This window comes from Streptomyces sp. NPDC050842 (assembly GCF_044456565.1).
In the GTDB taxonomy this organism is placed as follows: Bacteria; Actinomycetota; Actinomycetes; order Streptomycetales; family Streptomycetaceae; genus Streptomyces.
The window spans coordinates 593,528-619,765 of record NZ_JBITGA010000003.1; the positions used below are offsets into that span (position 1 = coordinate 593,528).

Genomic DNA, 26,238 nt, shown 5'->3' on the forward strand with positions numbered 1-26,238 from the left:
ACCGACACCGTGCTGCTGAGACTCCTCGCTCCCCGCCTCAGGCCCTACCGGGCTCTCCTCGCCGTCCTCGTCCTCCTCCAGCTCGTCCAGTCCCTCGCCTCGCTCGCCCTGCCCGCCCTCAACGCCGGAGTCATCGACGAGGGCGTCCTCCGCGGGGACACCGACCGGGTCCTCCGCGGCGGCGCCGAGATGCTCGGCATCACCCTCCTCCAGGCCGCGGCGGCGGCCGCCGCCACCTACACCGGCGCCAGGATCGCCATGGGCGTCGCCCGCGACCTGCGCTCCGAGGTCTTCCGCCGCGTCCAGGACTTCTCCGCCCAGGAGCGGGGCCGGTTCGGCGCCGCCTCCCTCATCACCCGGACCACCAACGACGTCCAGCAGGTCCAGACGTTCACCGTCCTCGTCCTGACGATGCTGGTCGCCGCGCCCCTGCTCTGCTTCGGCGGTCTCGCCATGGCCCTGCGCCAGGACGTGCCGATGGCCCTGGTCCTGTTCCTCTTCCTGCCCGTGATGACCGGCGCCGTCGGCGCCATCGTCCTGCGGATGCGACCTCTCTTCCGCGGCATGCAGGAGCGCGTCGACCGGGTCAACCGGATCCTGCGCGAGCAGATCACCGGCATCCGCGTGGTCCGCGCCTTCGTTCGCGACCGGCACGAGCGGGACCGGTTCGCCGCGGCCAACGACGAACTCCTCACCGTCGGCCTCCGGGCCGGCCGGCTCCAGGCGCTCATGTTCCCGACGGTCCTCGTCGTCTGGGAGCTGACGACCGTCGCCCTCATCTACGTCGGCGCCCACCGCATCGACGGCGGCGACCTCCAGCCCGGCGGGCTCGTCGCCTTCCTCGGCTACCTGCTCCAGACCTCCATGTCCGTGATGATGGTCCTCTTCCTCCTCATGCACATGCCGCGCGCCGAGGTCGGCGCCGAGCGCATCCGCGAGGTCCTCGACACCCCGCTCTCCGTCACCCCGCCGGCCCACCCCGTCCGCGCCCTCAAGGGCACCGGACACCTCGACCTCACGGGCGTCGGATTCCGGTACCCGGGCGCCGAGGAGTCCGTCCTCCAGGACGTCGACCTCGTCGCCCGGCCCGGCGAGACCACCGCGATCATCGGCTCCACCGGCAGCGGCAAGTCGACGCTCCTCGGGCTCGTGCCCCGGCTCTTCGACGCCACCGGCGGCGAGGTCCTCGTCGACGGCGTCGACGTCCGCGCACTCGACCCCGCCCTGATGGCCAGGACCGTCGGCCTCGTCTCCCAGAAGCCCTATCTCTTCTCCGGGACGGTCGCGACGAACCTGCGGTACGGGAATCCCGACGCGACCGACGAGGAACTCTGGCACGCCCTGGAGACCGCCCAGGCAGCCGACTTCGTCCGGGCCCTGGACGGCCGCCTGGACAGCGGCCTCGACGACGGCCTCGACGACAGCCTCGTCGGCGGGCTCGACGGCGGCCTGGCCGCCCCGATCGCCCAGGGCGGCACCAACCTCTCCGGCGGCCAGCGCCAGCGGCTCGCCATCGCCCGGGTCCTCGTCGCCCGCCCCCGCCTCTACCTCTTCGACGACTCCTTCTCCGCCCTCGACGCCGCCACCGACGCCCGGCTCCGCGAAGCGCTCCGACGGGAGACCGCCGACGCGACCGTGGTGATCGTCGCCCAGCGGGTCTCCACCATCCGGCACGCCGACCGGATCGTCGTCCTCGACCGGGGCCGGACCGTCGGCACCGGCACCCACGAGTCCCTCATGCGGGACAGCGCCACCTACCGGGAGATCGTCCTCTCCCAGCTCACCGAGGAGGAAGCCGCATGAGTACGGCGACGCCCACCCGCCCCGCGCCCGGCACCCGCACCGCCCCCGCCCGCAGCGGCCCCCCGCCCAAGGAACGCGGCCCCGGCCTCCCCACCACCGGCCTCGAACGCTCCCTGGCGTTCCGCGCCTCCGGCCTGCGCCTCCTGCGCACCCTCGCCCCCGACAGGGCCTTACTGCTCGCCGTCCTCGCCATGGGCGCCACCGCCGTCGCCCTCGGCGTCCTCAGCCCCCTCCTCCTCGGCCGCGCCACCGACCTCGTCGTCACCGGCGCCACCGGCCCGGCCGGAGTCGACTTCGCGGGCGTCGGCCTGCTCCTCGCCGTCTCCGTCGCGGTCGTCGCCGGCTCGTCCCTCTTCACCTGGATCCAGCTGCGGATCGCCACCACCGTCGTCCAGCGGGCCGGCCGGCGCCTCCGGGAGCAGGCCCAGCACAAGCTGGCGCGGCTCCCACTCACGTACTTCGACCGCCAGCCGCGCGGCGAGGTCCTCTCCCGCACCACGAACGACATCGACAACATCACCCAGACCCTCCAGCAGACCTTCAGCCAGATGACCCGCGCCCTGCTGACCCTCGTCGGCGTCCTCGCGATGATGTTCTGGATCTCCCCGCTCCTCGCGCTCGTCGCCCTCGCCACCGTGCCCGTCTCGGTCGCCGTCGCCGCCTTCGTCGGGCGGCGCGCCCAGCCGCAGTTCGTGAAGCAGTGGGCGGTCACCGGCCGGCTCGGCAGCCACGCCGAGGAGATGATCACCGGCCACACCGAGGTCGTCGCCTTCGGCCGCCGCGCCGAGGCCGTGCGGCGCTTCGACGAGATCGGCGAGGAGCTGTACCGGGCGAGCTTCCGCGCCCAGTTCGTCTCCGGCTTCATCCAGCCCGCGCTGACCTTCGTCGGCAACCTCAACTACGTCGTCCTCGCGGTGGTCGGCGGCCTGCGGGTGGCGAGCGGCACCCTGACCGTCGGCGACGTCCAGGCCTTCATCCAGTACTCGTACGAGTTCAACGGCCCGATCAACCAGGTCGCCGCCATGGCCAACCTCCTCCAGTCCGGGGTGGCCTCCGCCGAGCGGGTCTTCGACCTCCTCGACGCCGACGAGGAGTCCGCCGACCCGGCGGAGCCGCAGCGCCCCGCGCGGGTCAGGGGCCGGGTCTCCTTCGAGAAGGTCGCCTTCCGCTACGAGCCCGACAAGCCGCTCGTCGAGGACCTGTCGCTCACGGTGGAGCCGGGCCGGACGGTCGCGATCGTCGGCCCGACGGGCGCCGGCAAGACGACCCTCGTCAACCTCCTCATGCGGTTCTACGAGGTCACGGGCGGCCGGATCACCCTGGACGGGACGGACATCGCGACGATGACCCGCGAGGAGCTGCGGGCCGGGATCGGCATGGTCCTCCAGGACACGTGGCTCTTCGGCGGCACCATCGCCGACAACATCGCGTACGGGCTGCCCGGCGAGGTCTCCCGGGAGCGGATCGTCGAGGCCGCGCGGGCCGCGCACGCCGACCGCTTCATCCGGACCCTCCCCGACGGGTACGACACGGTTCTCGACGAGGACGGGGGAGGCCTCAGCGCCGGCGAGAAGCAGCTGGTCACGCTCGCCCGGGCGTTCCTCTCCGAGCCGGTGATCCTCGTCCTCGACGAGGCCACCAGCTCCGTCGACACCCGCACCGAGCTCCTCGTCCAGCAGGCCATGTCGTCCCTCCGCGCGGGCCGCACCAGCTTCGTCGTCGCCCACCGGCTCTCCACGATCCGGGACGCCGACACCATCCTGGTGATGGAGAGCGGCTCGATCGCCGAGCAGGGCACCCACGAGGAGCTCCTCGCGGCCGGCGGCGCGTACGCCCGGCTGTACGAAGCCCAGTTCGCGGCGGCGTGAACCCTCAGTACGGTGAGGGCGTGACCACTCTCGCCCTCACCGTCCTCACGACCACCGACAGCCAAGAGAAGGCCGAGGCACTCGCGCGCGACGCCGTCGAGGCCCGCCTCGCCGCCTGCGCCCAGGTCTCCGGGCCCGTCACCTCCGTCTACCACTGGCAGCGGGCGATCGAGACCGCCGAGGAGTGGCAGGTCGTCCTCAAGACCACCGAGGCCCGCTACGAGGCCCTGGAGGCCCACCTCCTCGCCGCCCACGACTACGACACGCCGGAGATCATCGCCACCCCCGTCGTCCGGGCCTCCTCCGCCTACCTGGCCTGGCTCGGCCGGGAGGTGGCGCACCCATGAGGACGCCCCTCCCGTTCTTCGTCTACGGGACGCTGCGCCCGGGCGCGTACAACCACGACCGGCTCCTCCTCGGCCGCACGGCCGCCGAGGAGGAGGCCCGGCTCCCGGGTGCCCTCCTGCACGACGGCCCCGGCTACCCGTACGCGGTGCCGGGCGAGGGCACGGTCGCGGGCACCCTCGTGACGGCGGCGCCCGACGCGTACGGCGAACTGCTCGGCGTACTGGACCGGATGGAGGGCGACGCCGGGTACGAGCGGACAGCCGTCGAGACGGTCCGGCTCCGCGACGGCGCAACGGTCCGGGCGTGGACGTACGTCGCGAGCCCGGAGACGGAAGTCGGCCCGCTCATCCCCACGGGCGACTGGTTCAGGCGTCCCGCTCCAGACGGACCGCGCACACCTTGAACTCGGGCATCCGGGAGACCGGGTCGAGCGCCGGATTGACGAGCGTGTTCGCCCGTCCCTCGCCCGCCCAGTGGAACGGCATGAAGACCGTGTCCGGCCGGATGGCCGTCGTGATCCGGGCCGGTGCGACGGCCCGCCCGCGCCGCGAGACCACCGCCAGCCGCTCGCCCTCGGCCACCCCGAGCCGCTCGGCGAGCCGCGGGTGGAGCTCCACGAACGGCCCGGGCGCCGCCGCGTTCAGCTCGGCGACCCGCCGGGTCTGCGCGCCCGACTGGTACTGGGACACGACCCGGCCCGTGGTCAGGACGACCGGGTACTCGGCGTCCGTCTCCTCCGCGGCGGGCCGGTGCACCACCGGCACGAACCGGGCCCGCCCGTCGGGGGTCGCGAAGCGCTCCAGGAAGAGCCGGGGCGTGCCGGGATGCTCGGGTTCGCCCGCGCCGGTCCCGGGGCAGGGCCAGAAGACGCCCTGCTCGTCCTCGATCCGCCGGTAGCTGATGCCGGAGTAGTCCGCGGGGCCGCCTTCCGAGGCGCGGCGCAGCTCCTCGAAGACCTCCTCCGGCTCCGCGGAGAAGCCCTTCTCCCAGCCGAGGAGTCCGGCGAGCGCGTGCAGCACCTCCAGGTCGCTGCGTACCCCGGCGGGCGGGGTGAGGGCGCGGCGCCGCAGCAGCACCCGCCCCTCCAGGTTCGTCATCGTCCCGGTCTCCTCGGCCCACTGGGTGACGGGCAGGACGACGTCGGCGAGCGCGGCGGTCTCGGAGAGCACGACGTCGGCGACGGCGAGGAAGTCGAGCGAGCGCAGCCGCTCCTCGACGTGCGCGGCGCGCGGCGCGGAGACGACCGGGTTGGAGCCCATGAGGAGCAGGGCCTTCACGTCGCCGCCGAGCGCGTCGAGGAGCTCGTACGCGCTCCGCCCGGGCCCCGGCAGCGACTCCGGGTCCACGCCCCACACGCCGGCGACGTGCGCGCGGGCCGCCGGGTCGTCGAGCTTGCGGTAGCCGGGCAGCTGGTCGGCCTTCTGGCCGTGCTCGCGGCCGCCCTGACCGTTGCCCTGGCCGGTGAGGCAGCCGTAGCCGCTCAGCGGCCGCCCCGCCTTTCCGGTGGCGAGGCACAGATTGATCCAGGCGCCGACGGTGTCCGTCCCCTTGGACTGCTGCTCGGGGCCGCGCGCGGTCAGCACCATGCCGGTGCCGGCGTCGGAGAACATCGCGACCGCCTCGCGGAGCTGCGGCACGGAGACGCCGGTGATCCGCTCGACCTGCTCGGGCCAGTGGGACATGGCGCCGGCGCGGGCGGCCTCCCAGCCGGAGGTGCGCGTTGCCACGAACTCCTCGTCCACGCGCCCTTCGGCGACGACGAGGTGGAGCATGCCGAGGGCGAGCGCGAGGTCGGTGCCGGGGCGCGGTGCGAGGTGGAGGTCGGCCTGCTCGGCGGTGCGGGTGCGGCGCGGATCGATGACGATCAGCTTGCCGCCGTTCTCCTTGAGCTCGGTGAGGTAGCGCAGGGCGGGCGGCATGGTCTCGGCGAGGTTGGAGCCGACGAGGATCACGCAGCCGGTCCTGGGAATGTCCTCCAGGGGGAAGGGGAGCCCCCGGTCGAGGCCGAAGGCCCTGCCGTGCGCGGCGGCGGCGGACGACATGCAGAAGCGCCCGTTGTAGTCGATCTGCGAGGTGCCGAGCACGAGCCGGGCGAACTTGCCCAGCGTGTACGCCTTCTCGTTGGTGAGCCCGCCGCCGCCGAAGACCCCCACGGCATCGGCGCCGTGGTCGGCGCGGGTCCTGCTCAGTCCGTCGGCGACGGCGGCGAGCGCCTCCTCCCAGGTCGCGGGCCGCAGATCCCCCGTGTCAGGGCATCGGACCAGGGGTTCGGTGAGCCGGACCCGGGAGGAGAGCACGGAGGGGGCGGTGCGGCCCTTGCCGCACAAGGCGCCCCGGTTGACGGGGAAATCGGTCCGGTCGACCACCTCGGCGGGCAGCTCCGGGACGCCGGTGGGGCGGAGCGACATGCCGCACTGCAGGGCGCAGTAGGGGCAGTGGGTGGGAACGGCGGTGACCTCGGACATACGGCCAGCGTGGGTCAGCCGTGTTACGCGGGGCGGCGCCGCGTATTACGGACGCGGGGCTCTCCGCTCAGCTCACCGCTCGCCGGGAGGTGAGGCGAGGGCCTCGACGACACCGGGCTCCTTCGGGCCGAGGAAGTGGGGGTCGGGGCGCAGGCCCGCGTCGAGGGCGGCCTTGGCCGCCGCGAACAGCTCGCGGGTGGTGCCGTAGTACCAGGTGCGGTCGTGGGGTTCGGCGACGCCGACCCCGTACGCGTCGACGCCGGCGGCCCCGCACAGCGCGACGGCCCGCTTGATGTGGAAGTCCTGGGTCACGAGGACGGCCCGGTCGACGCCGAAGACCTTCTTGGCCCTGACGCAGGAGTCCCAGGTGTCGAAGCCCGCGTAGTCGTTGACGATCCGGCCCTCGGGCACCCCGCGCTCGGTGAGGTAGGTGCGCATGGCGCTGGGCTCGTCGTACGCGGTCCTGCTGTTGTCGCCGGTGACGAGCAGGACCCGGACCTTGCCCGTGCGGTACAGCTCGGCGGCCGTGTCGAGCCGGTGCGCGAGGTACGGGGTGGGGCGCCCCTTCCACAGCCCGGCGCCGAAGACGACGGCGACGTCCCGGGCGGGCACGTCGGCGGTGGTGCGGAGCCGGGGCTCGGCGACCGTGTGCATCCAGGTGGCCGGGGCGAGCGCGAGGACCGCGCCGAGCATGACGGCCTGGACGGTGCGGCGACGGCCCCGCGTCGTGCGGGGCCACCGGATCGGCCGTGCCGGCATGCGGGAACCTCCATGGCTGGGTGTGGTGCTGTCACTCCGTCCGACGCGGATCGGCGGACTTCGGTTCGCCGGCCTCCCGAACTGTTCCGTACAGCACACCGGCGAGCCCGAGACCGATGACCATGCCGAGGATCTGCGCGGCGGCGTACGAGGGCACGGAGCCGGGGGCGATCCCGGTGAAGGAGTCGGAGAACGCGCGGCCGAAGGTGGCCGCCGGATTGGCGAAGGAGCCGGAGGAGGTGAACCAGATCGCCGCGCCGATGTACCCCGCGACCGCGACCGGGGCGAGCCCGGGGCGCCCGATGCGGCGCAGGCCCTGCACGACGAGGACGAGCCCGGCGGTGGCGACGGCCTCGCCGAGGAGGAGGTGGAGCGCCGACCGGGGCTCGGTGGCCCAGGCGCCGGGCGCGCGCCCGAACATGGCCTCGGCGAGCAGGGCTCCGGCGACGGCTCCGGCGACCTGGGCGCCGATGTAGGCGAGGGCCTCACGCCCGCCGCGCTCGTGCCGCCGCGACCACCACTCGGAGAGGGTCACGACGGGGTTGAAGTGGGCCCCGGAGAGCGGGCCGATGAGGGCGATGAGCAGACCGAGGCCGACGGCGGAGGCGGCGGCGTTGGCGAGCAGCCGGACACCGATGTCCTGGCTGAGGGAGTCGGCGCGGATGCCGGAACCGACGATGACGGCGACGAGGGCGGCGGTACCGATGAATTCGGCGGCGGTGCGCCGGGGGAGAGAGGGCGGGGACATTCTCATAGTGGAAAAGATATTCCGTGATTCGGAAGGAAAAAAGAGGGGAGGGATAGGTGCGAGGGCCCGTACCATCCGAGCCGTGAAGATCGAAAACTTTGACATTCGCCGTGCGGCCGATTCCGACGCCGCCGCGGTGGCCGATGTGTGGCTCCGCTCGTACACGGCGGCGCTCCCGAGCGTGCGCCGCGCGCACACGGACGACGAGGTCCGGTACTGGCTCCGGGAGATCGTCGTGCCGAACCAGGAGACCTGGGTGGCGACGGTCGAAGGCTCGGTCGTCGCCATGATGGTCCTGGACGACGAAGAGCTGGATCAGCTCTACATCGATACGCCGTGGCGTGGCCAGGGCATCGGCGACCGGCTCGTGGAGGTCGCCAAGCAGAGCCGTCCGACCGGGCTGAGCCTGTGGACGTTCCAGGTCAACGCCCCGGCGGGCCGCTTCTACGAACGGCACGGCTTCGTCGAGGCCGAGCGCACCGACGGCCGGCGCAACGAGGAACAGGAGCCGGACATCCGGTACGTGTGGCACCCGGACTCTGCGGTCCGCCCGTGATCATCGATGCCGTCCTCGGGGACGCGGTCCGCAACAACGCCGAGTGGTGCCAGGCCATGTGCCGCGCCCATGGACACCCCGGCGCCTTCGGGTCCCGCGCCTGGACCAACGAGCGCCGCACCCCGCTCTACTACCCCGACGCCGTGACGCTGACCGAGGACGCGGACGTGAAGGACGTCCTGGCCGGCATCGACCGCACCGCCTCCGGAGCCTCCGTCAAGGACAGCTTCGCCCGCCTCGACCTGGCCGCCGAGGGCTTCCGGCTCCTCTTCGAGGCGAGCTGGATCCACCGGCCCGCGGGCCTCCCCGCTCCCGCCGCCACAGGCGACTGGTGCCCGGTCCGCACCCCGGAGGAACTCGCCGCCTGGGCCCTCGCGTGGAGTGGCGACGACGCCGACGACGCGGCGCTCTTCCGGCCCGAACTCCTCGCCGACCCGGCGACGACGATCGTCGCCGGATACGCCGCCGACGGCCGGATCCTCGGCGGCGCGGTGCTCAGCGCGAGCGCCCGGGTCACCGGCGTCTCCAACCTCTTCGCCACGGGGGACACCGACCCGTCCACCACCTGGGCGGGCGCCCTCGCCGCCGCCCCGGCCGACCGCCCCGTCGTCGGCTACGAGTCCGGCGGCGACCTGCCCCCCGCCCTCGCGGTCGGCTTCGAGGAGATCGGCCCCCTGCGAGTCTGGCTGGGCGCCTGACACCGTCCCCGGACTCCCAGGGCGACCGGAATCCGGACAACCTCGGTGTGGGCGAGCAACGCCCACACCGAGGTAGTGGCCCGAGAGTCAGACCGCCGGTCCGCAGCCGACGTGAGCCAGGAATCCCCTCCCCTCAGGGAAGGCGAGGAGTCAAGGAAAACAGTCGTGACCCCCGCGCGTAACGGGCAGGCAACGTGCCGGCCTCAGGATCGGTGCATGACGGAGCCGGACAGCACGTTCGACAGCGCACCCGAGTGGCTCGGCGGCATCGCCGAGCAACTCGGGGCGCGGCTCAGCCACCTCCCCTTCCCGAGGACGCGTCCGCCCATGAACGTGAACGGCACCACCCAGCCCACGCCCACCCTCGTCGCCGTCGGGCACGGCAGCCGCGACCCCCGCGCCCGGGCCGCCCTGAGCCGCCTCCTGGACCGGGTCCGCGAGCTGCGCCCCGGGTTCGACGTGCGCCTCGCCCACATCGAGCTGAACGCACCCCTCCTCGACGACACCCTCGCCGGACTCGCCGCCGAGGGCCGGGACGCCGTCCTCGTACCCCTCCTCTTCGCCCCCGGCCACCACGTCACCCACGACCTCCCCGCCGCCCTCGCCGCCGCACCCGGCCTCCGCGCCCGGGTCGCCGAGCCGCTCGGCGCGCACCCCCTCCTCGTCGAGGCCCTCGCCGACCGGCTCGCCGAGGCCGGCTGGGGCCCCGCCGACGGGACCTCCCGCGCCACCGGCGTCGTCCTCGCCTCCGCCGGCTCCCGCGACCCCCGGTCCGGCGCCGAGATCCGCCGGATCGCCGCCCTGCTCGGCGAGCGCCTCGGCGGTGTGCCCGTCCTCCCCGCGTACGCCTCCGCCGCCGCGCCCACCGTGCCCGAGGCCGTCCGCGCCCTCGCCGCCCGGGGCCGCCACCGGGTCGCCGTCGCCTCCTGCTTCACCGCCCCCGGCCTCTTCGCGACCCGCGCCGCCGCCCACGCCCCCTGGATCGCCGCCGCCCCGCTCGGTGCCCACCCGGCCCTCGCCCGCCTCGTCCTCCACCGCTACGACCGCGCCCTCGCGGGCGTCGCCGGCACCACCCGCGCGCGGGAACTCGCCGTCATCTGAGCTCTTCTGTCGGTCCCTCCGGTTACCGTCGGGGCATGGACGGCAACGAAGGCACGGCAGGCACGGCAGGCATCGAAGGCGTCGAAGGCAACGGCGGCATCAGCGACATCACCGGCGGCGTCCCCGGCACCGACACCCCCGGCTACGACTCCGCCGCGACCGAGCGCTGGGCCGCCGAACCCGACAAGCGCCCCGGCCGCACCGCCTTCCAGCGCGACCGCGCCCGCGTGCTGCACTCCGCCGCGCTGCGCAGGCTCGCCGGCAAGACCCAGGTCGTCACCCCCGGCACCCGCAGCCACGCCTGGGACGCCAGCCCCCGCACCCGGCTCACGCACTCCCTGGAGTGCGCCCAGGTCGGCCGCGAGCTCGGCGCCGCCCTCGGCTGCGACCCCGACCTCGTCGAGGCCGCCTGCCTCTCCCACGACATGGGCCACCCGCCCTTCGGGCACAACGGCGAGCAGGCGCTCAACGACGTCGCCAAGGACTGCGGCGGCTTCGAGGGCAACGCCCAGTCGCTCCGCCTCCTCACCCGCATCGAGCCCAAGCGCTTCGTCAAGGACGAGGACGGCGAACTCGTCAGCGTCGGCCTCAACCTCACCCGCGCCGCCCTCGACGCCGCCACCAAGTACCCCTGGCCGCGCGGCGGCCACCCCGACGACCCCGGCTCGCCCAAGTTCGGCGTGTACGAGGACGACCTGCCCGTCTTCGCCTGGATCCGGGAGGGCGCCCCCGCCCACCGCAAGTGCTTCGAGGCCCAGGTCATGGACTGGGCCGACGACGTCGCCTACTCCGTCCACGACTTCGAGGACGGCCTGCACGCCGGCCACATCGACCCCAACATGCTCCTCGCCGACCCCGAGCGCGACGACATCTGGTCCGTCGCCATCGGCCGCTACGTCCCCGAGGACACCGACCCGCAGGAGCTCGCCGACGCCCTCGACCGGCTCGTCGACCAGGAGTGGTGGCCGCACGGCTACGACGGCTCGGCCGTCGCCCAGGCCCGCCTCAAGGACGCCACCAGCCAGCTCATCGGCCGCCTCTGCCTCGCCGCCGAGGGCGCCACCCGCCAGGAGTACGGCACGGGCCGGCTCACCCGCTACGGCGCCGAACTCGTCATCCCCCGCGAGGCGCGCAACGAATGCGCCGTCCTCAAGGCCGTCGCCGACCGGTACGTGATGCAGCGCGCCGAGCAGGAAGTGCTCCGCGCCGACCAGCGCGTCGTCGTCGCCGAACTCGCCGAGGCCCTCGTCGTCCGCGCCCCCGACGGCCTCGAACCGCAGTTCCGGGCCGCGTTCGACACGGCCCGCGACGACCGGGCCCGCAAGCGCGTCATCGTCGACCAGATCGCCTCCCTCACCGACGCCTCCGCCCGCGCCCTCCACGCCCGCCTCCGCCCCCACCACGCGTAGGGGGTGTCTTGCCGATCAGGCCGGGCTCGCGGCGTAGGGGGCGCCGCAGGGCCTCTTCCGTCCCCCGGCTCCGTGCGGGACGCTCGCATGCACGCCCCGAGGCGGTACGGCCGGACGAACGCCCGGGGGCGTAGGTTGGAACCGGTCGCAACGAGGAGGAAACGACGTGGTCGACGCAGATCAGACCTTTGTCATCGTCGGCGGAGGACTGGCAGGGGCCAAAGCGGCGGAGACACTCCGCTCCGAGGGGTTCAACGGCCGGGTGATCCTCATCGGCGACGAGCGCGACCACCCCTACGAGCGCCCACCCCTCTCCAAGGGCTACCTCACCGGCGCCAAGGAGCGGGACACGGTCTTCGTCCACGAGGCCGCCTGGTACGCGGCGCACGACATCGAGCTCCACCTCGGCCAGGCCGTCACCGCCGTCGACCGCGAGGCCCGCACCGTACGCCTCGGCGACGGCACGGTCATCCGCTATGACAAGCTGCTCCTCGCCACCGGCGCCGAGCCGCGCCGCCTCTCCGTCCCCGGCACCGAGCTCGCCGGCGTCCACCACCTGCGCCGGCTCGCCCACGCCGACCGGCTCCGCCAGGTCCTCGCGGCCCTCGGCAGGGACAACGGCCACCTGGTGATCGCCGGCGCCGGCTGGATCGGCCTGGAGGTCGCCGCCGCCGCCCGCGGCTACGGCGCCGAGGTCACCGTCGTCGAGTACGAGCCCACCCCGCTCCACCGCGTCCTCGGCCCCGAGCTCGGCCAGCTCTTCGCCGACCTCCACAGCGACCACGGCGTCCGATTCCACTTCGGCGTGAAGCTCACCGAGATCGTCGGCCAGGACGGCATGGTCCTCGCCGTCCGCACCGACGACGGCGAGGAGCACCCCGCGCACGCCGTGCTCGCCGCGATCGGCGCCGCACCCCGTACCGCCCTCGCCGAGAACTCCGGGCTCGCCCTCGTCGACCGGGCCGACGGCGGCGGCATCGCCGTCGACGAGTCGCTGCGCACCTCCGACCCCGACATCTACGCCGCCGGGGACGTGGCCGCCGCCCACCACCCGCTGCTCCACACCCGGCTCCGCGTCGAGCACTGGGCCAACGCCCTCAACGGCGGCCCGGTCGCCGCCCGCGCCATGCTCGGCCGGACCGTCTCCTACGACCGCGTGCCCTACTTCTTCTCCGACCAGTACGACCTGGGCATGGAGTACTCCGGCTGGGCGCCCCCGGGCGCGTACGACCAGGTCGTCGTCCGCGGCGACACCGGCAAGCGCGAGTTCATCGCCTTCTGGCTGAAGGAGGGCCGCGTCCTCGCCGGCATGAACGTGAATGTGTGGGACGTCACAGAGCCCATCCAGCAGCTCATCCGTTCCCGTGCGGCCGTGGACCCGGACGCCCTCGCCGACCCCTCCGTGCCTCTGGAGAGCCTGGTCTCGTAACCCGTCCGTCCCCGGCCCCGACATTTCCCCGGGGGGCGGCCCCCGGACCCCCGTACACTTCATGCGTGGCAGGCAGGATCAACGATGACGACGTGAAGGCGGTCCGGGACGCGGTCCCGATCGACGCCGTCGTGTCCGAGTACCTCCAGCTGCGCAACGCGGGCGGCGGAAACCTCAAGGGTCTCTGCCCCTTCCACGACGAGAAGTCGCCCTCCTTCCAGGTCAGCCCCAGCAAGGGACTCTTCCACTGCTTCGGCTGCCAGGAGGGCGGCGACACCTTCGCCTTCGTGATGAAGATCGACCACCTCTCCTTCTCGGAGACGGTCGAGCGCCTCGCCGCGAAGGCGGGCATCACCCTGCGGTACGAGGAAGGCGGCTACAACCCCGGCCACCAGCGCGGGGAGCGCATCCGCCTGGTCGAGGCGCACAAGGTCGCCACCCAGTTCTACATCGACCAACTCGACTCGCCCGAGGCCGAGATCGGCCGGAAGTTCCTCGCCGAGCGCGGCTTCGACCAGGCCGCCGCCGCCCACTTCGGCGTCGGCTACTCCCCGGCCGGCTGGGACCACCTCACCCGCTTCCTGCGCGGCAAGGGCTTCTCCGACAAGGAACTGATCCTCTCCGGCCTCTCCCAGGACGGCCGCCGCGGCCCCATCGACCGCTTCCGCGGCCGCCTCATGTGGCCCATCAGGGACGTCGGCGGCGACGTCGTCGGCTTCGGCGCGCGCAAGCTCCGCGACGACGACAACGGCCCCAAGTACCTCAACACGCCCGAGACGCCGATCTACAAGAAGTCCCAGGTGCTCTACGGCGTCGACCTGGCCAAGAAGGACATCGCCAAGGTCAGCCGGGCCGTCGTCGTCGAGGGCTACACCGACGTCATGGCCTGCCACCTCGCCGGCGTCACCACCGCCATCGCCACCTGCGGCACCGCCTTCGGCGGCGACCACATCAAGATCCTCCGCCGCCTCCTCATGGACAACGGCTCGGCCCGCGTCATCTTCACCTTCGACGGCGACGCCGCCGGCCAGAAGGCCGCCCTGCGCGCCTTCGAGGACGACCAGAAGTTCGCCGCCGAGACGTACATCGCCATCGCCCCCGACGGCATGGACCCCTGCGAACTCCGGCTCGCCAAGGGCGACGCGGCCGTCGCCGAACTCGTCCAGCCGCGCACCCCGCTCTTCGAGTTCGCGCTCCGCCAGATCGTGAAGCGCTACGACCTGGAGACCCCGGCCGGCCGCGCCGCCGCCCTCGACGAGGCCGCCCCCGTCGTCGCCCGCATCAAGAACATCGGCGCGCAGCACGAGGTCGCCGTCCAGCTCGCCGGCATGCTCGGCATCCTCGACACCCAGTTCGTCGTCAAGCGGGTCGCCCAGCTCGCCCGCTGGGCCCGCGACCGCGGCGGCAAGGGTCCCGCGCAGCCGACTCCGCAGCGCGGCTACGACACCCCGGCGCCGTCGGCCGCCGCCTCCGGCCCCGCGCTCAACCTGCGCAGCCCCGCCCACCGCACCGAGCGCGAACTCCTCAAGCTCGCCCTCCAGCGCCCCGATCTGGTCTCCCCGGCCTTCGACGCGTACGGCATCGACGAGTTCACCGCCCCGCCCTACGCGGCCGTCCGACAGTGCGTCCAGGACGCGGGCGGCGCCACCGGCGCCCCCTCCGACTACCTCGACGCCGTCCGCGAGGCCGCCCCCAACGACAGCGTCCGCTCCCTCGTCACCGAACTCGCCGTCGAGACGATCTTCGCCAAGTCCGTCGACGAGGCCTACGCGGGCGACCAGCTCGTCACCGTCCGGCTGCGCGCCGTCGACCGCCGCATCCGCGACGTCCAGGGCACCCTGGCCCGGCTCGGCGCGAACGGCGACCCGGAACAGCTCTCGGCCGTGCAGAACGAACTGTGGGTGCTCACGCAGTACGGCCAGTCCCTGCGGAACAACGGTGCCGGGGCGCTCTGACCTCTGACGGTCGGTGATGGGGCGGATTCAAAAAGTCACCGCACGCCCCTCGTGGCGGCGATGTGTCGTGCCCCACACTGGTCGATGGTGCCGTCCTGCTGCCGTATGACCTCTCCGAACCGGCAGCGATCACCCGTCCTGGAGGTCGCCCCCCCGTGCAGACCCAGACCGTGTCCGAGTCCGTGTCCGTGTCCGTGTCCCAGGAACCGTCGCAGCCCCCCGCGGAACCAGAAGCCGCCCTCGACGAGGAGCCCGAGATCCCGGTCCAGCGGCGCCGCACCGACCTCGGTGGCAACGGGCCCTCCTCCGACCTCTTCCGCCAGTACCTCCGCGAGATCGGCCGCATCCCGCTCCTCAGCGCCGAGGAGGAGGTCGACCTGGCCCGGCGCGTCGAGGCCGGACTCTTCGCCGAGGAGAAACTCGCCAACACCCCCGATCTGGACAGCCGGTTGGCGGGCGACCTGGACCGGCTCGTCGTCCTCGGCCGGATCGCCAAACGCAAACTCATCGAGGCCAACCTCCGCCTCGTCGTCTCCGTCGCCAAGCGGTACGTCGGCCGCGGCCTGACCATGCTGGACCTCGTCCAGGAGGGGAACCTGGGCCTCATCAGAGCGGTCGAGAAGTTCGACTACGCGCGCGGCTACAAGTTCTCCACGTACGCGACCTGGTGGATCCGCCAGGCGATGTCCCGGGCCCTCGCCGACCAGGCCCGGACCATCCGCGTCCCCGTCCACGTCGTCGAGCTCATCAACCGGGTCATCCGCGTCCAGCGCCGCATGCTCCAGGAGCGGGGCTACGAACCCACCGCCGAGGAGGTCGCCGCCCAGCTCGATCTGGCCCCCGAGCGGGTCGGCGAGGTCCTCCGCCTCGCCCAGGAACCGGTCTCCCTGCACGCCCCCGTCGGCGAGGAGGACGACGTCGCCCTCGGCGACCTCATCGAGGACGGTGACGCCGCCTCACCCGTCGAGTCCGCGGCCTTCCTGCTGCTCCGCCGCCACCTGGAGGACGTGCTCTCGACCCTCGGCGAACGCGAACGGAAGGTCGTCCAGCTCCGCTACGGCCTCGACGACGGCAGGCCCCGCACGCTGGAGGAGATAGGCCGCATCTTCGGCGTGACGCGCGAACGCATCCGCCAGATCGAGTCCAAGACCCTCAACAAACTCCGGGACCACGCCTACGCGGACCAGCTGCGGGGCTATCTGGACTAGAGGCCCAGTTCCTTCACCGTGAGCCTCCACGGACCGTCGGCCCTGTGGAGCAGCAGCAGAGGACCCGGCGGGAGCGGAACGGTGTGCAGCAGCGGCTCGGTGTGGTTGAGGAGCAGCGTGGGCCGGGGCGTGAGGTTGGTGTGCCCGGCGACCTCGTGGCACCAGATGCCGACGTAGCCCCCGCCCTTCTCGTCACCCTCGAAGTGCACCTGGAGGTCGGCCGCCCCGCCCGAGTACAGCAGGGCCTCGGGGCCGTACCCCCGCAGCGTCCCTTCGAGCCGGCGGGCCGCGACGACGGGCTTCACCCGCATCGCCCAGCGGTGGTACGCCCGCACGCGCAGCCGCAGGGCACGGCTCTCGGGGGCCGGAGTGACCGTGCTTCCGGTGAAGTCCGGGAGTGTGGTGCTGAAGAGGTACTCCTCGTCCTTGTTCTTGCTGTTGAGGGGGAAGACGGCGAAGTAGCCGTCCCTGCCCTCGTGCGCGGCCTCGACGAGCACGGGACCGGGCGGGACGCGGTCGTCCACGGTGACCACCTGGTCGCCGTCGCCCGTGATCGTGAAGGGCTCGAAGAGCGGGCCGAACTCCCAGCCCTCGACGAGTTCGTACGGCCGGTCGGCCGGCGGGAACGGCCCTGCGGGAACCCGCACCTCCTGGTGGCTCCCGTCGGCGGGCACCGCCTGCCCCGGCATCTTCACCACGCCGGTCAGCGGTACGGGACCGGGCACGACCGGCTCCGGCTCCTCCTCCGCCACCTCGATCCCGTACTCCGTGACGAGGCCCGCGAGCCCGGAGCCGTACCCCTGCCCGACCCCGCCGAACTTCCAGCCGCCCGACTCCCGGAAGAACTCCCCGAAGGCGACAGCGGTGACGTCCGGCGCACCCGGCACCGTGTGCGAGGCGACGGCCGTCCCGTCCGGGGCGACCGCCGTCAGGGCGCCGCCGTCCGCCGAGCCGGCGATCACGATCCGCTCGATCTCGGCCTCCACCTCCCCCAGCGCGAGGACGAGCGACGCCGGTTCGTGCCGTACCGCACCGGAGGGATGGGTGGGCTGCCCCTCGAAGACCATGTCCGCGTCCCCGCGGACCCGGCCGTCCGCGCCGAGCAGCAGCGCTGCCAACTCCACGCCCTCGGCGCTCACGCGCAGCGGGACCGACGGCACCCAGGAATGCTTGGCTATGTGACCCATGCCGCACATCATGCGGCATGGGTCACATGACGGTTCAGTCGACCTCGACGACCGCCTGGGCGAACTGCGCCGCGTACAAACGGGCGTAGGCCCCGCCGGACGCCAACAGCTCCTTGTGCGTGCCCTGTTCGACGATCGAGCCGTTCTCCATGACCAGGATGACGTCCGCGTCCCGGATCGTGGAGAGCCGGTGCGCGATGACGAACGACGTACGCCCGTGGGCCAGTCGGGCCATCGCCTTCTGGATCAGCACCTCGGTGCGGGTGTCGACCGAGCTGGTGGCCTCGTCGAGGACGAGTATCACCGGGTCGGAAAGGAACGCCCGGGCGATGGTGATCAGCTGCTTCTCGCCCGCGCTGACCCCGGCCCCGTCGTCGTCGATGACCGTGTCGTACCCCTCGGGGAGGGTGCGGACGAACCGGTCGGCGTGCGCGGCCCGCGCCGCCTCCTCGATCTCCGCCCGGGTCACGTCGCGCGTCGTGCCGTACGCGATGTTGTCCGCGATGGTGCCGCCGAAGAGCCACGTGTCCTGGAGGACCATGCCGATGCCCTTCCGCAGGTCCTCGCGGGACATCTTCGCGATGTCCGTCCCGTCCAGGGTGATCCGGCCGCCCGTGACCTCGTAGAACCGCATGAGGAGGTTGACGAGGGTCGTCTTGCCGGCGCCCGTCGGGCCGACGATCGCGACCGTCTGGCCCGGCTCCACGGTGAGCGACAGGTCCTCGATGAGCGGCTTGTCCTCCTCGTACCGGAAGGACACCCCCTCCAGGGCGACCTTGCCCATGAGGTCCGTCGGGTGTTCGCTCCGCGGGGCGTCCGGCTCCTGCTCCTCGGCGTCGAGGAGCTCGAAGATCCGCTCCGCCGAGGCCACGCCCGACTGCACCAGGTTCGCCATCGACGCGACCTGCGTCAGCGGCATCGAGAACTGGCGCGAGTACTGGATGAAGGCCTGCACGTCACCGATGGAGAGCGTGCCGCTCGCCACCCGCAGACCGCCGACCACGGCCACCAGGACGTAGTTGATGTTCGAGACGAAGAACATCACCGGCTGCATCACACCGCTGTTGAACTGCGCCTTGAACCCGGCCTCGTACAGCGCCTCGTTCTGCTCGCGGAAGTCCTTCGCGGACTCCTCCTGCCGGCCGAAGACCTTCACCAGGTTGTGCCCGGTGTACATCTCCTCCACGTGCGCGTTGAGCGTGCCCGTGGACTTCCACTGCTGCACGAAGTGCGGCTGCGAGCGCTTGCCGATCTTCGCCGCGACGAAGACCGAGACCGGCACCGTCACCAGCGCCACCAGCGCGAGCAGCGGCGAGATCCAGAACATCATCGCGAGCACGCCGACGATGGTGAGCAGCGAGTTGATCAGCTGGCCCATCGACTGCTGGAGCGTCTGCGAGATGTTGTCTATGTCGTTCGTCGCCCGGGACAGCACCTCGCCGCGCTTCGCCTTGTCGAAGTACGACAGCGGCAGTCGCGCCAGCTTCGTCTGGACGTCCTCGCGCATGCGGAAGACCGTCCGGTTGATCACCTTGATCGACAGGCGGGTGGAGACCAGCATGAGCAGGCCCGCCGCCACGTAGATGGCGAGGACCCAGAGCAGGACCTCGCCGATCGCGCCGAAGTCGATGCCCTGCCCGGGGGTGAAGTCGACTCCGGACAGCATGTCCGCCATGCCGGAGTCGCCCGCCGCGCGGAGCCCCGCGATCGCGTCCGCCTTCGAGGAGGCCTCGGCCGTCTGCCGCCCGACGACACCCGCGAAGACGAGGTCCGTCGCCTTGCCGAGGATCTTCGGCCCGACCACGGAGGCCGCCACCGACAGCACACCCGCGAGCAGCATCACCCAGAGCGTGGCGCGCTCGGGCGCCAGCTGCCTGAGCAGCCGCTTGCCCGAGCCCTTGAAGTCCATCGACCGCTGGTCGGGGCCGCCACCGGCCATCATGCGTCCGCCAGGACCGGCCATCAGGCTGCCTCCGCCTCGGTCAGCTGGGAGAGCACGATCTCCCGGTACGTCTCGTTCTCCGCCATCAGCTCCTGGTGCCGGCCCGTGCCGACGACCCGGCCCTCGTCGAGGACGACGATCCGGTCGGCGTCCCGGATGGTCGACACCCGCTGGGCGACGATCACCACCGTCGAGTCCGCCGTCTCCCGCCGGAGCGCCTCGCGCAGCAGCGCGTCGGTCTCGTAGTCCAGGGCGGAGAAGGAGTCGTCGAAGAGGTAGATCTCCGGCTTCCGCACCAGCGTCCGCGCGATCGCGAGCCGCTGCCGCTGACCGCCGGAGACGTTCGTGCCGCCCTGCGCGATCGGGGCGTTCAGCCCGTTCTCGAGCTTGCGGACGAAGTCGGCGGCCTGCGCGACCTCCAGGGCGTGCCAGAGCTCCTCGTCGGTCGCGTCGGGCTTCCCGTACCGCAGGTTCGTCGCCACCGTCCCGGAGAACAGGTACGGCTTCTGCGGCACCAGGCTCACGGTCCTCGCCATCAGCGCGGGGTCGAGCTTCCGCACGTCGACGCCGTCGACGAGGACCTCGCCGCCGGTCGCGTCGAAGAGCCGCGGGACGAGCCCGAGGAGCGTCGACTTGCCGCTGCCGGTGGACCCGATGATCGCCGTGGTCTCCCCGGGGCGTGCGACGAGCCCGACGTCCTTCAGGACCGATTCCTCGGCGCCCGGGTACCGGAAGTCCGCGCTCCTGACCTCCAGGTGCCCGCGCCGGTCGAGGGTCGTCACCGGCTCGGCCGGCGGTACGACGCTGGACTCGGTCGCCAGGACCTCCTCGATGCGCTCGGCGCACACCTCGGCACGCGGCACCATCATGAACATGAAGGTGGCCATCATGACGGCCATCACGATCTGCATCAGATAGGCGAGGAAGGCGGTCAGCGCGCCGATCTCCATCCCGCCGCTGTCGATGCGGTGCGCGCCGAACCAGACGACGGCCACGCTGGAGACGTTCACGACGGTCATCACGACCGGGAACATCAGCGCCATCAGCCGGCCGGTCGACATCGACACGTCGGTCAGATCGGCGTTGGCCCGGCGGAACCGCTCCTCCTCGTACCCGTCCTTCACGAAGGCCCGGATGACGCGGTTGCCGGTGATCTGCTCGCGCAGCACCCGGTTCACGGTGTCGAGGCGCTCCTGCATCGTCCGGAAGAGCGGCCGCATCCTCCGCACGATGAGGGTCACGGACACACCGAGGACCGGCACGACGGCGAGCAGCACGGCCGACAGCGGCACGTCCTGGCCGAGCGCCATCACGATGCCGCCGACACACATGATCGGTGCGGACACCATCAGGGTGAACGCCATCAGGACCAGCATCTGGACCTGCTGCACGTCATTGGTCGTACGGGTGATCAGCGACGGCGCGCCGAAGTGCCCGAGCTCCCGCGCGGAGAAGGACTGCACGCGGTCGAAGATCGCGCCGCGCACGTCCCGTCCGAGCGCGGACGCCGTCCGAGCGCCGTAGTACACGGCCCCGATGTTGCAGACGACCTGCACGACGGAGACGCCGACCATCAGCGCGCCGAAACGCAGGATGTAGCCGGTGTCCCCGTTGACGACACCGTTGTCGATGATGTCGGCGTTCAGGGTCGGCAGGTAGAGGCTCGCGCAGGTCTGCAGGAACTGGAGCAGGACGAGCAGCGCGATGGGTTTTCGGTAGGGCCGCAGGTGGGTTCGGAGAAGTCTTATGAGCACGGGACCTACTATCGCCCGCGCTCCTGTGGGAGACGACTCGGTTTTCGGGGCGCGGGCGAGCCCTGGCAAAGACTTTACGAACCGGGGGTTGGGGCCTGGTTCTAGGCGCCGAACGCACCGGGGTGGATCTGCTCCCGAGTGGCCACGTACTGCTGTCGCACGGCCTGCCCGGCGGCCAGCTCCTCGCCTGCCTCCAGGACCTGGGCGGCGGCTCCTTGCCAGGCCGGGGGAGCGGACGGCGACAGCGTGCCGCGCGCGACCCCGAGGGCCCAGGCGGCCTGCCGGGCGGCGCCGAGTGCCGCGTAGTCGGCCGGCTGGGGGACGACGACCTGCGCGCCGAAGAGGGCCGGTGCGAGGGCCTGCACGGCCGGGAGGCCCGCCGCGGCGCCGAGGAGGAAGATCCGCCGCACCTCGACCCCGCGCCCGCGCAGGACGTCCAGGGCGTCGGCGAGGGCGCAGAGCATGCCCTCGAACGCGGCCCGCGCCAGGTGCTCGGGCTTCATCGACTCGCGCCGCAGCCCGCTGAGCGTGCCCGCGGCGTGCGGCAGGTTCGGGGTCCGCTCGCCCTCCAGGTAGGGCAGCAGGACGAGCCCGGAGGCGCCCGGCGTCGACTTCAGGGCGAGCGCGGAGAGCTCGTCCAGCGACTCGACCCCCAGCATCTCGGCGGTGCCGCGGAGCGCCCGTACGGCGTTGGAGGTGGCGACGACGGGCAGGTGCATGCCGGTGGCGTCGGCGAAGGAGGTGATCATGCCGCTCGGGTCGGCGAGGGCCTCGTGGTGCACGGCCATCACGGAGCCGGAGGCGCCGAGCGAGACGACCGCGTCGCCGGGGCCGAGCCCGAGCCCGAGGGCGGCGGCCATGGTCTCGCCCGTACCGGCGGAGATGAGCAGCCCCTCGGGGGTGGTGCCGGCGGTGTCGGCCGGGCCGAGGACCTCGGGCAGCACGGCCTGGTGGCCGAGGGCGAGTTCCACGAGGTCGGGGCGGTACGCGCCGGTGCCGGCCGACCAGTAGCCGGTGCCGGAGGCGGCGCCGCGGTCGGTGGTGCGGCGCGCGGGCCGGCCGAGGAGCTGCCAGACGAGCCAGTCGTGCGGCTGGAGGACCATCGCGATCCGCTGGGCGTTCTCGGGTTCCGTACGGGCGAGCCAGCGCAGCTTGGCGACCGGCTGCCCGGCGCTCGGCACGCAGCCGACGGCCTCGGCCCACGCCTGGCGACCGCCGAGCGACTCGACGAGTTCGGCGGCGGCGACCTGCGCCCGCTTGTCGTTGCCGACGAGCGCGGGCCGCACGAGAGCGCCCTGCGCGTCGAGCGGCACGAGCCCGCGCTGCTGGGCGGAGACGCCGATGGCCTGCACGCCCTCCAGGAGCCCACCGGTGGCGGCCTCCCCGAGCGAGAGCAGCCAGGTCTGCGGATCGACCTCGGCCGCCTTCGGGTCGCCCTGGTGGGGGGCGTATCCCTGGCGCAGCACGGCGCCCGTGTCCGCGTCACAGACGACGATGCGTGTGAACCCAGCAGAGCTGTCCAGTCCGGCGACTATCCCCATGACAGATGATTCTGCCGCACGCGGAGGCCGGACGGGGATCAGGTGTTGCTGGTGCCCCAGTCGTCGTCCTCGACGCGCCCGTTACTCCGGCGGCGGTCGCGCAGCGCGTGGACCCGGTCCGTCACCGACGACGGCAGCCTGTCGCCCACCGTGTCGCTGACGGCGTGCATGGCCTTGCCCGCGACCTGGCGCCCGGTCTGGGCCGCCGACTCGGCGGCGTTGCGCACGGCCGGGTTCTGCGTGAAGTCCCTCGCGGACTTCTTCATCTGCTCGTAGCGCTCGCGTCCGGCTCGCGTGCCGACCACGTAACCGAGGGCGAGTCCCACGACGAACGTCAGCTTGTACCGCACGGCTGCGATCCTTCCCTGGAGGCCCTGGGGATACCGATTGGCGGAGCACCCCCCTGCTTGCGCTAATGTATGTCTCGCAGCGAGCAAGCGCCCTCCCGGTTCGGCCGGACTGGGTACGTTCGGTGCAACGCAGCAATCCCCTGTAGCTCAATTGGCAGAGCAGCCGGCTGTTAACCGGCAGGTTACTGGTTCGAGTCCAGTCGGGGGAGCGCGATCCCCTGTAGCTCAATTGGCAGAGCAGCCGGCTGTTAACCGGCAGGTTACTGGTTCGAGTCCAGTCGGGGGAGCAGAGCGAAAGAGGACCCTTCGGGGTCCTTTTTCGCGTGTCGGGGAACCATGCGCGGCGGGGCGCGGTCTTCATGGTCAGCAGAGCCGATCTTCCGGAGCAGGAGATCGTATGAGCGGCTATGCTGCGGCAGACGGCGCGCACACATGTACGCGCCTCACCGTTCGGGGCGGTAGCTCAGCCGGTTAGAGCAGCGGACTCATAATCCGTCGGCCGTGGGTTCGAGTCCCACCCGCCCCACCAAAGAAAAACGTTCTGACCAGCACGTTTGGCGGTCGGACGTAGGTGCGGAAGGCCTTGGCGGCCCGTCCATAGCAGGAAATCACACCTGCTTGGACAAAGTTTGGACGCGGGTCACGCGGCGCGTTCGTTTCCCTCGTTCGGCCCACCAGCGGCCGTGTCCCGCGTCACATTCGATCTTCCGGCCGTGTCCTCGGCCTCTGGCGACTGGTCGCAACCCGGCTTGGCCCGGCTGACGGCCCCTTTCCTCTCCACCGGGTTCGGGCTGGGCTGCTTAGACCTGGGGACGACCGCGCTCGTGGACTCCGCCTCGGCCGTCAGAAGCTGCGGCAGGACGCTGGTGCAGGTGTCCGAGGTGATCTGGCGGGAGCTGTGCCCCAGCCGCTCCTGAACGACCTTGATGTCCGCCTTCCCGAGGAGCGCCGGCTGATCCAGTCGGGGTGAAGCGCCTCGCCGTTCTCGTGGGTCCAGACCCGTCCGCTGTCGACCCACGCCTTCTCTCCGGACCACTGCTCGTGTTCCTGCTGCTGGGTCTCGCTCCAGGCGATCCACAGCGCCTTGGTCTGGGCGTCGAGCGTGACGGTGCGCACGCTGTCCTGCTTCGGTGCCTCGTCGTAGGTCCGGTAGGCAACCTCGACGGTCCGTGCGGAGATACGGAACCACGATCCGCTCACGAACTCGTCGCCGACGTCCTCAACGAAGCCCAAGGCGAGACCGCCATCCCCATCGGCACGTACCTCCGGGACTGCGGCTCCGAGGCGCACACCCAGATCCCCGACCGGGAGGTCGAACTCGACAGCGAGCCGACTCCCGCCTCCCACCCGGAAACCGGCGACGACCCGGTGGACACCTCCAACGCCACGGCCCCCCAGGGAGACGAAGGCGCCGACACCACGGAGTCCGACGAGTCGCAGGAGACCGCCGACGCATCCCCGACCATTGACGCCCAGGAACCGGGGGGCGAAGAGGTCCCCGTCGGTAGCGCCGCACCCTCCATGGCCGACGGCGCGCCGGACCCGCCCCCCGGCCGGCCGTGAAGCGCCGCTCGCGCCACCGCTCCTCCGGCAAGAAGCCGCGCCCGACGGCCACCCCCTGACCAGAACCCGACCAAGGGGCGCGGCCGCGACCTGTGCCGCGCCCCTGCGGAGACCCATGACCGACACCACCGGAGCCATCGCCCGCCAACGCCACATGTTCTCCCCGCGCCACGCCGAGCGAGAGACCACCCGACGGGCCTGGTGCATCAGCTACGGAGACCCCGGGTTCACCGGGCTCTTCGGAACCCCGTCCCCGCCTGCCGCCCGCCACAGGCCAGAGATGGGCTCGTGACACCGTTTGGACGGCGCAACAAATACGCGCAGACGTACGACGGATTCACTTCCTCACGCCACGTCACCCATGCAGACGATTTATCTGATTTTCAGTCTATTGCTGTGAAACATGCGGGAATGCTCCCACGTGACGCCCCATCACCACCTCTGGCAGGGGCAGATCTGCGCCCCCTGCCCGGGGTGAGCCTGCGAGTCGGCACAGGCAGCAGGCCGACGGCCCAGACCAGCGACAAGAAAGGTTCTGCCATGGCATTGGATGTCATCCGGTGGGCTCCACCCGTCTCTAGCCTGCAACGCAATCTGCTCAAACGGGGAGCCTTCGCCCTGCTCCCCGCATCGCTCCTGGCGGCCGCCCTGGTCCCGACCCACGCCTATGCCGCAGAATCCCCCGTGTTGCTGGGGACCACCGCCAGTTACGGGGTCCTGGCCGGTTCGACGGTCACCAACACGAACCCCACCGTCATCAACGGCGACCTGGGGCTCTATCCGGGCACAGACGTGACCGGCTTCCCGCCCGGCATCATCAACGGAGTGCGACGCGTATTCCCCAACGCCGCCGCCGGTCAGGCGAAGTCCGACCTCATCGTCGCCTACGACGACGCGGCAGGCCGGGGACCCGGGACCATTCTCGATTCGGACGAGCTCGGCGGACGGACGCTGGCGCCCGGCGTCTACACGGCCCCGGCGGACCCGGCGTCCCTGAAACTCACCGGGACGGTCACCCTCGACGGCCAGAACGACCCCAACTCCGTCTTCATCTTCCGGACCCCCTCGACCCTGATCACGGCTTCGTCGAGTTCCGTGGAATTCATCAACGGAGCAAATGCCTGCAACGTGTTCTGGCAGGTGGGCAGCTCCGCCACCCTCGGCACGACCACCCAGTTCAAGGGCACCATCCTGGCCATGCAGTCCATCACGCTGAACAACAGCGCCGTGATCGAAGGCCGCGCCCTGGCGCGTGAGGCCGCGGTCACGATGGACAACAACACCATTACGCGGCCGACCTGCGCCGTCGGACCGCCTGGACCTCCCGGACCGCCTGGACCTCCCGGCCCGACGGGATCGCCTGGCCCGACGGGCGCACCCGGACCCACTGGTAGCCCCGGCCCGACCGGTGCACCCGGACCCGACGGCAGCACCGGAGCACCCGGCCCGACGGGCGCGCCCGGACCCACTGGTAGCCCCGGCCCGACCGGTGCACCCGGACCCGACGGCAGCACCGGAGCACCCGGCCCGACGGGCGCGCCCGGACCCACTGGA

General features: G+C 72.2%; 21 protein-coding genes and 3 tRNA genes. 16 read left to right on the plus strand and 8 right to left on the minus strand.

Annotated features, from left to right (window positions below):
- Positions 1-9 precede the first annotated feature (9 nt).
- From ACIBG6_RS11860 to ACIBG6_RS11875, 4 genes are read left to right on the plus strand one after another with little or no spacing between them, the layout of a single operon-like run.
- Entirely contained in the window at positions 10-1,803 is a 1,794-nt protein-coding gene (locus tag ACIBG6_RS11860) for an ABC transporter ATP-binding protein (RefSeq protein WP_399222426.1), read from the plus strand.
- Positions 1,800-3,671: an ABC transporter ATP-binding protein gene (locus ACIBG6_RS11865; protein WP_399222427.1), complete on the plus strand. Its 1,872-nt coding sequence runs from the start codon at positions 1,800-1,802 to the stop codon at positions 3,669-3,671. The genes ACIBG6_RS11860 and ACIBG6_RS11865 overlap by 4 nt, the downstream gene beginning before the upstream one ends.
- A gap of 20 nt (positions 3,672-3,691) precedes the next feature.
- Positions 3,692-4,018 carry a divalent-cation tolerance protein CutA gene (gene cutA / locus ACIBG6_RS11870; protein WP_399222428.1) on the plus strand — a complete coding sequence of 109 codons (327 nt, stop codon included), beginning with the start codon at positions 3,692-3,694 and terminating at the stop codon, positions 4,016-4,018.
- The gene (locus ACIBG6_RS11875; RefSeq protein ID WP_399222429.1) at positions 4,015-4,422 is read left to right on the plus strand and encodes a gamma-glutamylcyclotransferase family protein; all 408 of its coding nucleotides are present in this window, start codon (positions 4,015-4,017) and stop codon (positions 4,420-4,422) included. Before cutA ends, ACIBG6_RS11875 begins: the two co-directional genes overlap by 4 nt.
- Here the strand turns inward: ACIBG6_RS11875 and ACIBG6_RS11880 are convergent.
- From ACIBG6_RS11880 to ACIBG6_RS11890, 3 genes are all read right to left on the minus strand, one after another.
- Positions 4,385-6,484 carry a molybdopterin oxidoreductase family protein gene (locus ACIBG6_RS11880; RefSeq protein ID WP_399222430.1) on the minus strand — a complete coding sequence of 700 codons (2,100 nt, stop codon included), beginning with the start codon at positions 6,482-6,484 and terminating at the stop codon, positions 4,385-4,387. The two genes, ACIBG6_RS11875 and ACIBG6_RS11880, sit on opposite strands and share 38 nt — an antisense overlap.
- Before the next feature lie 72 nt (positions 6,485-6,556).
- Positions 6,557-7,243: a vancomycin high temperature exclusion protein gene (locus tag ACIBG6_RS11885; RefSeq protein ID WP_399222431.1), complete on the minus strand. Its 687-nt coding sequence runs from the start codon at positions 7,241-7,243 to the stop codon at positions 6,557-6,559.
- A 31-nt stretch (positions 7,244-7,274) separates the two neighbouring features.
- Positions 7,275-7,997 (minus strand): aquaporin, encoded by a 723-nt coding sequence (locus tag ACIBG6_RS11890; RefSeq protein WP_399222432.1) that lies wholly within the window; start codon positions 7,995-7,997, stop codon positions 7,275-7,277.
- Between the two features lie 76 nt (positions 7,998-8,073).
- Here ACIBG6_RS11890 and ACIBG6_RS11895 point away from each other — a divergent pair, with 76 nt between their 5' ends.
- From ACIBG6_RS11895 to ACIBG6_RS11925, 7 genes are all read left to right on the plus strand, one after another.
- Entirely contained in the window at positions 8,074-8,547 is a 474-nt protein-coding gene (locus ACIBG6_RS11895) for a GNAT family N-acetyltransferase (RefSeq protein ID WP_399222433.1), read from the plus strand.
- A 56-nt stretch (positions 8,548-8,603) separates the two neighbouring features.
- On the plus strand, positions 8,604-9,245 hold the full coding sequence (locus ACIBG6_RS11900; protein WP_399222689.1) for a hypothetical protein: 642 nt from the start codon (positions 8,604-8,606) through the stop codon (positions 9,243-9,245).
- A gap of 216 nt (positions 9,246-9,461) precedes the next feature.
- Positions 9,462-10,346 carry a sirohydrochlorin chelatase gene (locus tag ACIBG6_RS11905; protein ID WP_399222434.1) on the plus strand — a complete coding sequence of 295 codons (885 nt, stop codon included), beginning with the start codon at positions 9,462-9,464 and terminating at the stop codon, positions 10,344-10,346.
- Positions 10,347-10,381: 35 nt separating this feature from the next.
- Entirely contained in the window at positions 10,382-11,755 is a 1,374-nt protein-coding gene (locus tag ACIBG6_RS11910) for a deoxyguanosinetriphosphate triphosphohydrolase (RefSeq protein ID WP_399222435.1), read from the plus strand.
- A 166-nt stretch (positions 11,756-11,921) separates the two neighbouring features.
- Positions 11,922-13,184, plus strand: coding sequence for an NAD(P)/FAD-dependent oxidoreductase (locus ACIBG6_RS11915; protein ID WP_399222437.1), 1,263 nt, complete (start codon positions 11,922-11,924; stop codon positions 13,182-13,184).
- Between the two features lie 65 nt (positions 13,185-13,249).
- Entirely contained in the window at positions 13,250-15,139 is a 1,890-nt protein-coding gene (dnaG, locus tag ACIBG6_RS11920) for a DNA primase (RefSeq protein ID WP_399222438.1), read from the plus strand.
- Between the two features lie 257 nt (positions 15,140-15,396).
- Positions 15,397-16,347, plus strand: a complete 951-nt coding sequence (locus tag ACIBG6_RS11925; RefSeq protein WP_399222690.1) for an RNA polymerase sigma factor — start codon at positions 15,397-15,399, stop codon at positions 16,345-16,347.
- Here ACIBG6_RS11925 and ACIBG6_RS11930 read toward each other — a convergent pair.
- The 5 genes from ACIBG6_RS11930 to ACIBG6_RS11950 all read right to left on the minus strand — a co-directional run bounded on the left by ACIBG6_RS11930 (position 16,344) and on the right by ACIBG6_RS11950 (position 23,121).
- Positions 16,344-17,534: a TerD family protein gene (locus ACIBG6_RS11930; protein ID WP_399222439.1), complete on the minus strand. Its 1,191-nt coding sequence runs from the start codon at positions 17,532-17,534 to the stop codon at positions 16,344-16,346. The two genes, ACIBG6_RS11925 and ACIBG6_RS11930, sit on opposite strands and share 4 nt — an antisense overlap.
- Positions 17,535-17,568: 34 nt before the next feature.
- Positions 17,569-19,497: an ABC transporter ATP-binding protein gene (locus ACIBG6_RS11935; RefSeq protein WP_399222440.1), complete on the minus strand. Its 1,929-nt coding sequence runs from the start codon at positions 19,495-19,497 to the stop codon at positions 17,569-17,571.
- Complete coding sequence (locus ACIBG6_RS11940) at positions 19,497-21,230, minus strand: ABC transporter ATP-binding protein (RefSeq protein WP_399222441.1); 1,734 nt, start codon at positions 21,228-21,230, stop codon at positions 19,497-19,499. The genes ACIBG6_RS11935 and ACIBG6_RS11940 overlap by 1 nt, the downstream gene beginning before the upstream one ends.
- A 101-nt stretch (positions 21,231-21,331) precedes the next feature.
- Complete coding sequence (locus ACIBG6_RS11945) at positions 21,332-22,771, minus strand: FGGY family carbohydrate kinase (RefSeq protein WP_399222443.1); 1,440 nt, start codon at positions 22,769-22,771, stop codon at positions 21,332-21,334.
- Positions 22,772-22,809: 38 nt separating this feature from the next.
- Positions 22,810-23,121, minus strand: a complete 312-nt coding sequence (locus tag ACIBG6_RS11950; protein WP_399222444.1) for a YtxH domain-containing protein — start codon at positions 23,119-23,121, stop codon at positions 22,810-22,812.
- Positions 23,122-23,257: 136 nt separating this feature from the next.
- Between ACIBG6_RS11950 and ACIBG6_RS11955 the strand changes: the two genes are divergently transcribed.
- From ACIBG6_RS11955 to ACIBG6_RS11975, 5 genes are all read left to right on the plus strand, one after another.
- Positions 23,258-23,330: transfer RNA gene (locus tag ACIBG6_RS11955), tRNA-Asn, on the plus strand.
- 5 nt (positions 23,331-23,335) lie between these two features.
- Positions 23,336-23,408: transfer RNA gene (locus ACIBG6_RS11960), tRNA-Asn, on the plus strand.
- 165 nt (positions 23,409-23,573) lie between these two features.
- Positions 23,574-23,650 (plus strand) — tRNA-Ile (locus ACIBG6_RS11965).
- A gap of 437 nt (positions 23,651-24,087) precedes the next feature.
- The gene (locus tag ACIBG6_RS11970) at positions 24,088-24,684 is read left to right on the plus strand and encodes a hypothetical protein (protein WP_399222445.1); all 597 of its coding nucleotides are present in this window, start codon (positions 24,088-24,090) and stop codon (positions 24,682-24,684) included.
- Between the two features lie 540 nt (positions 24,685-25,224).
- A partial coding sequence (locus ACIBG6_RS11975; RefSeq protein ID WP_399222446.1) for an ice-binding family protein occupies positions 25,225-26,238 on the plus strand: 1,014 nt, incomplete at its 3' end.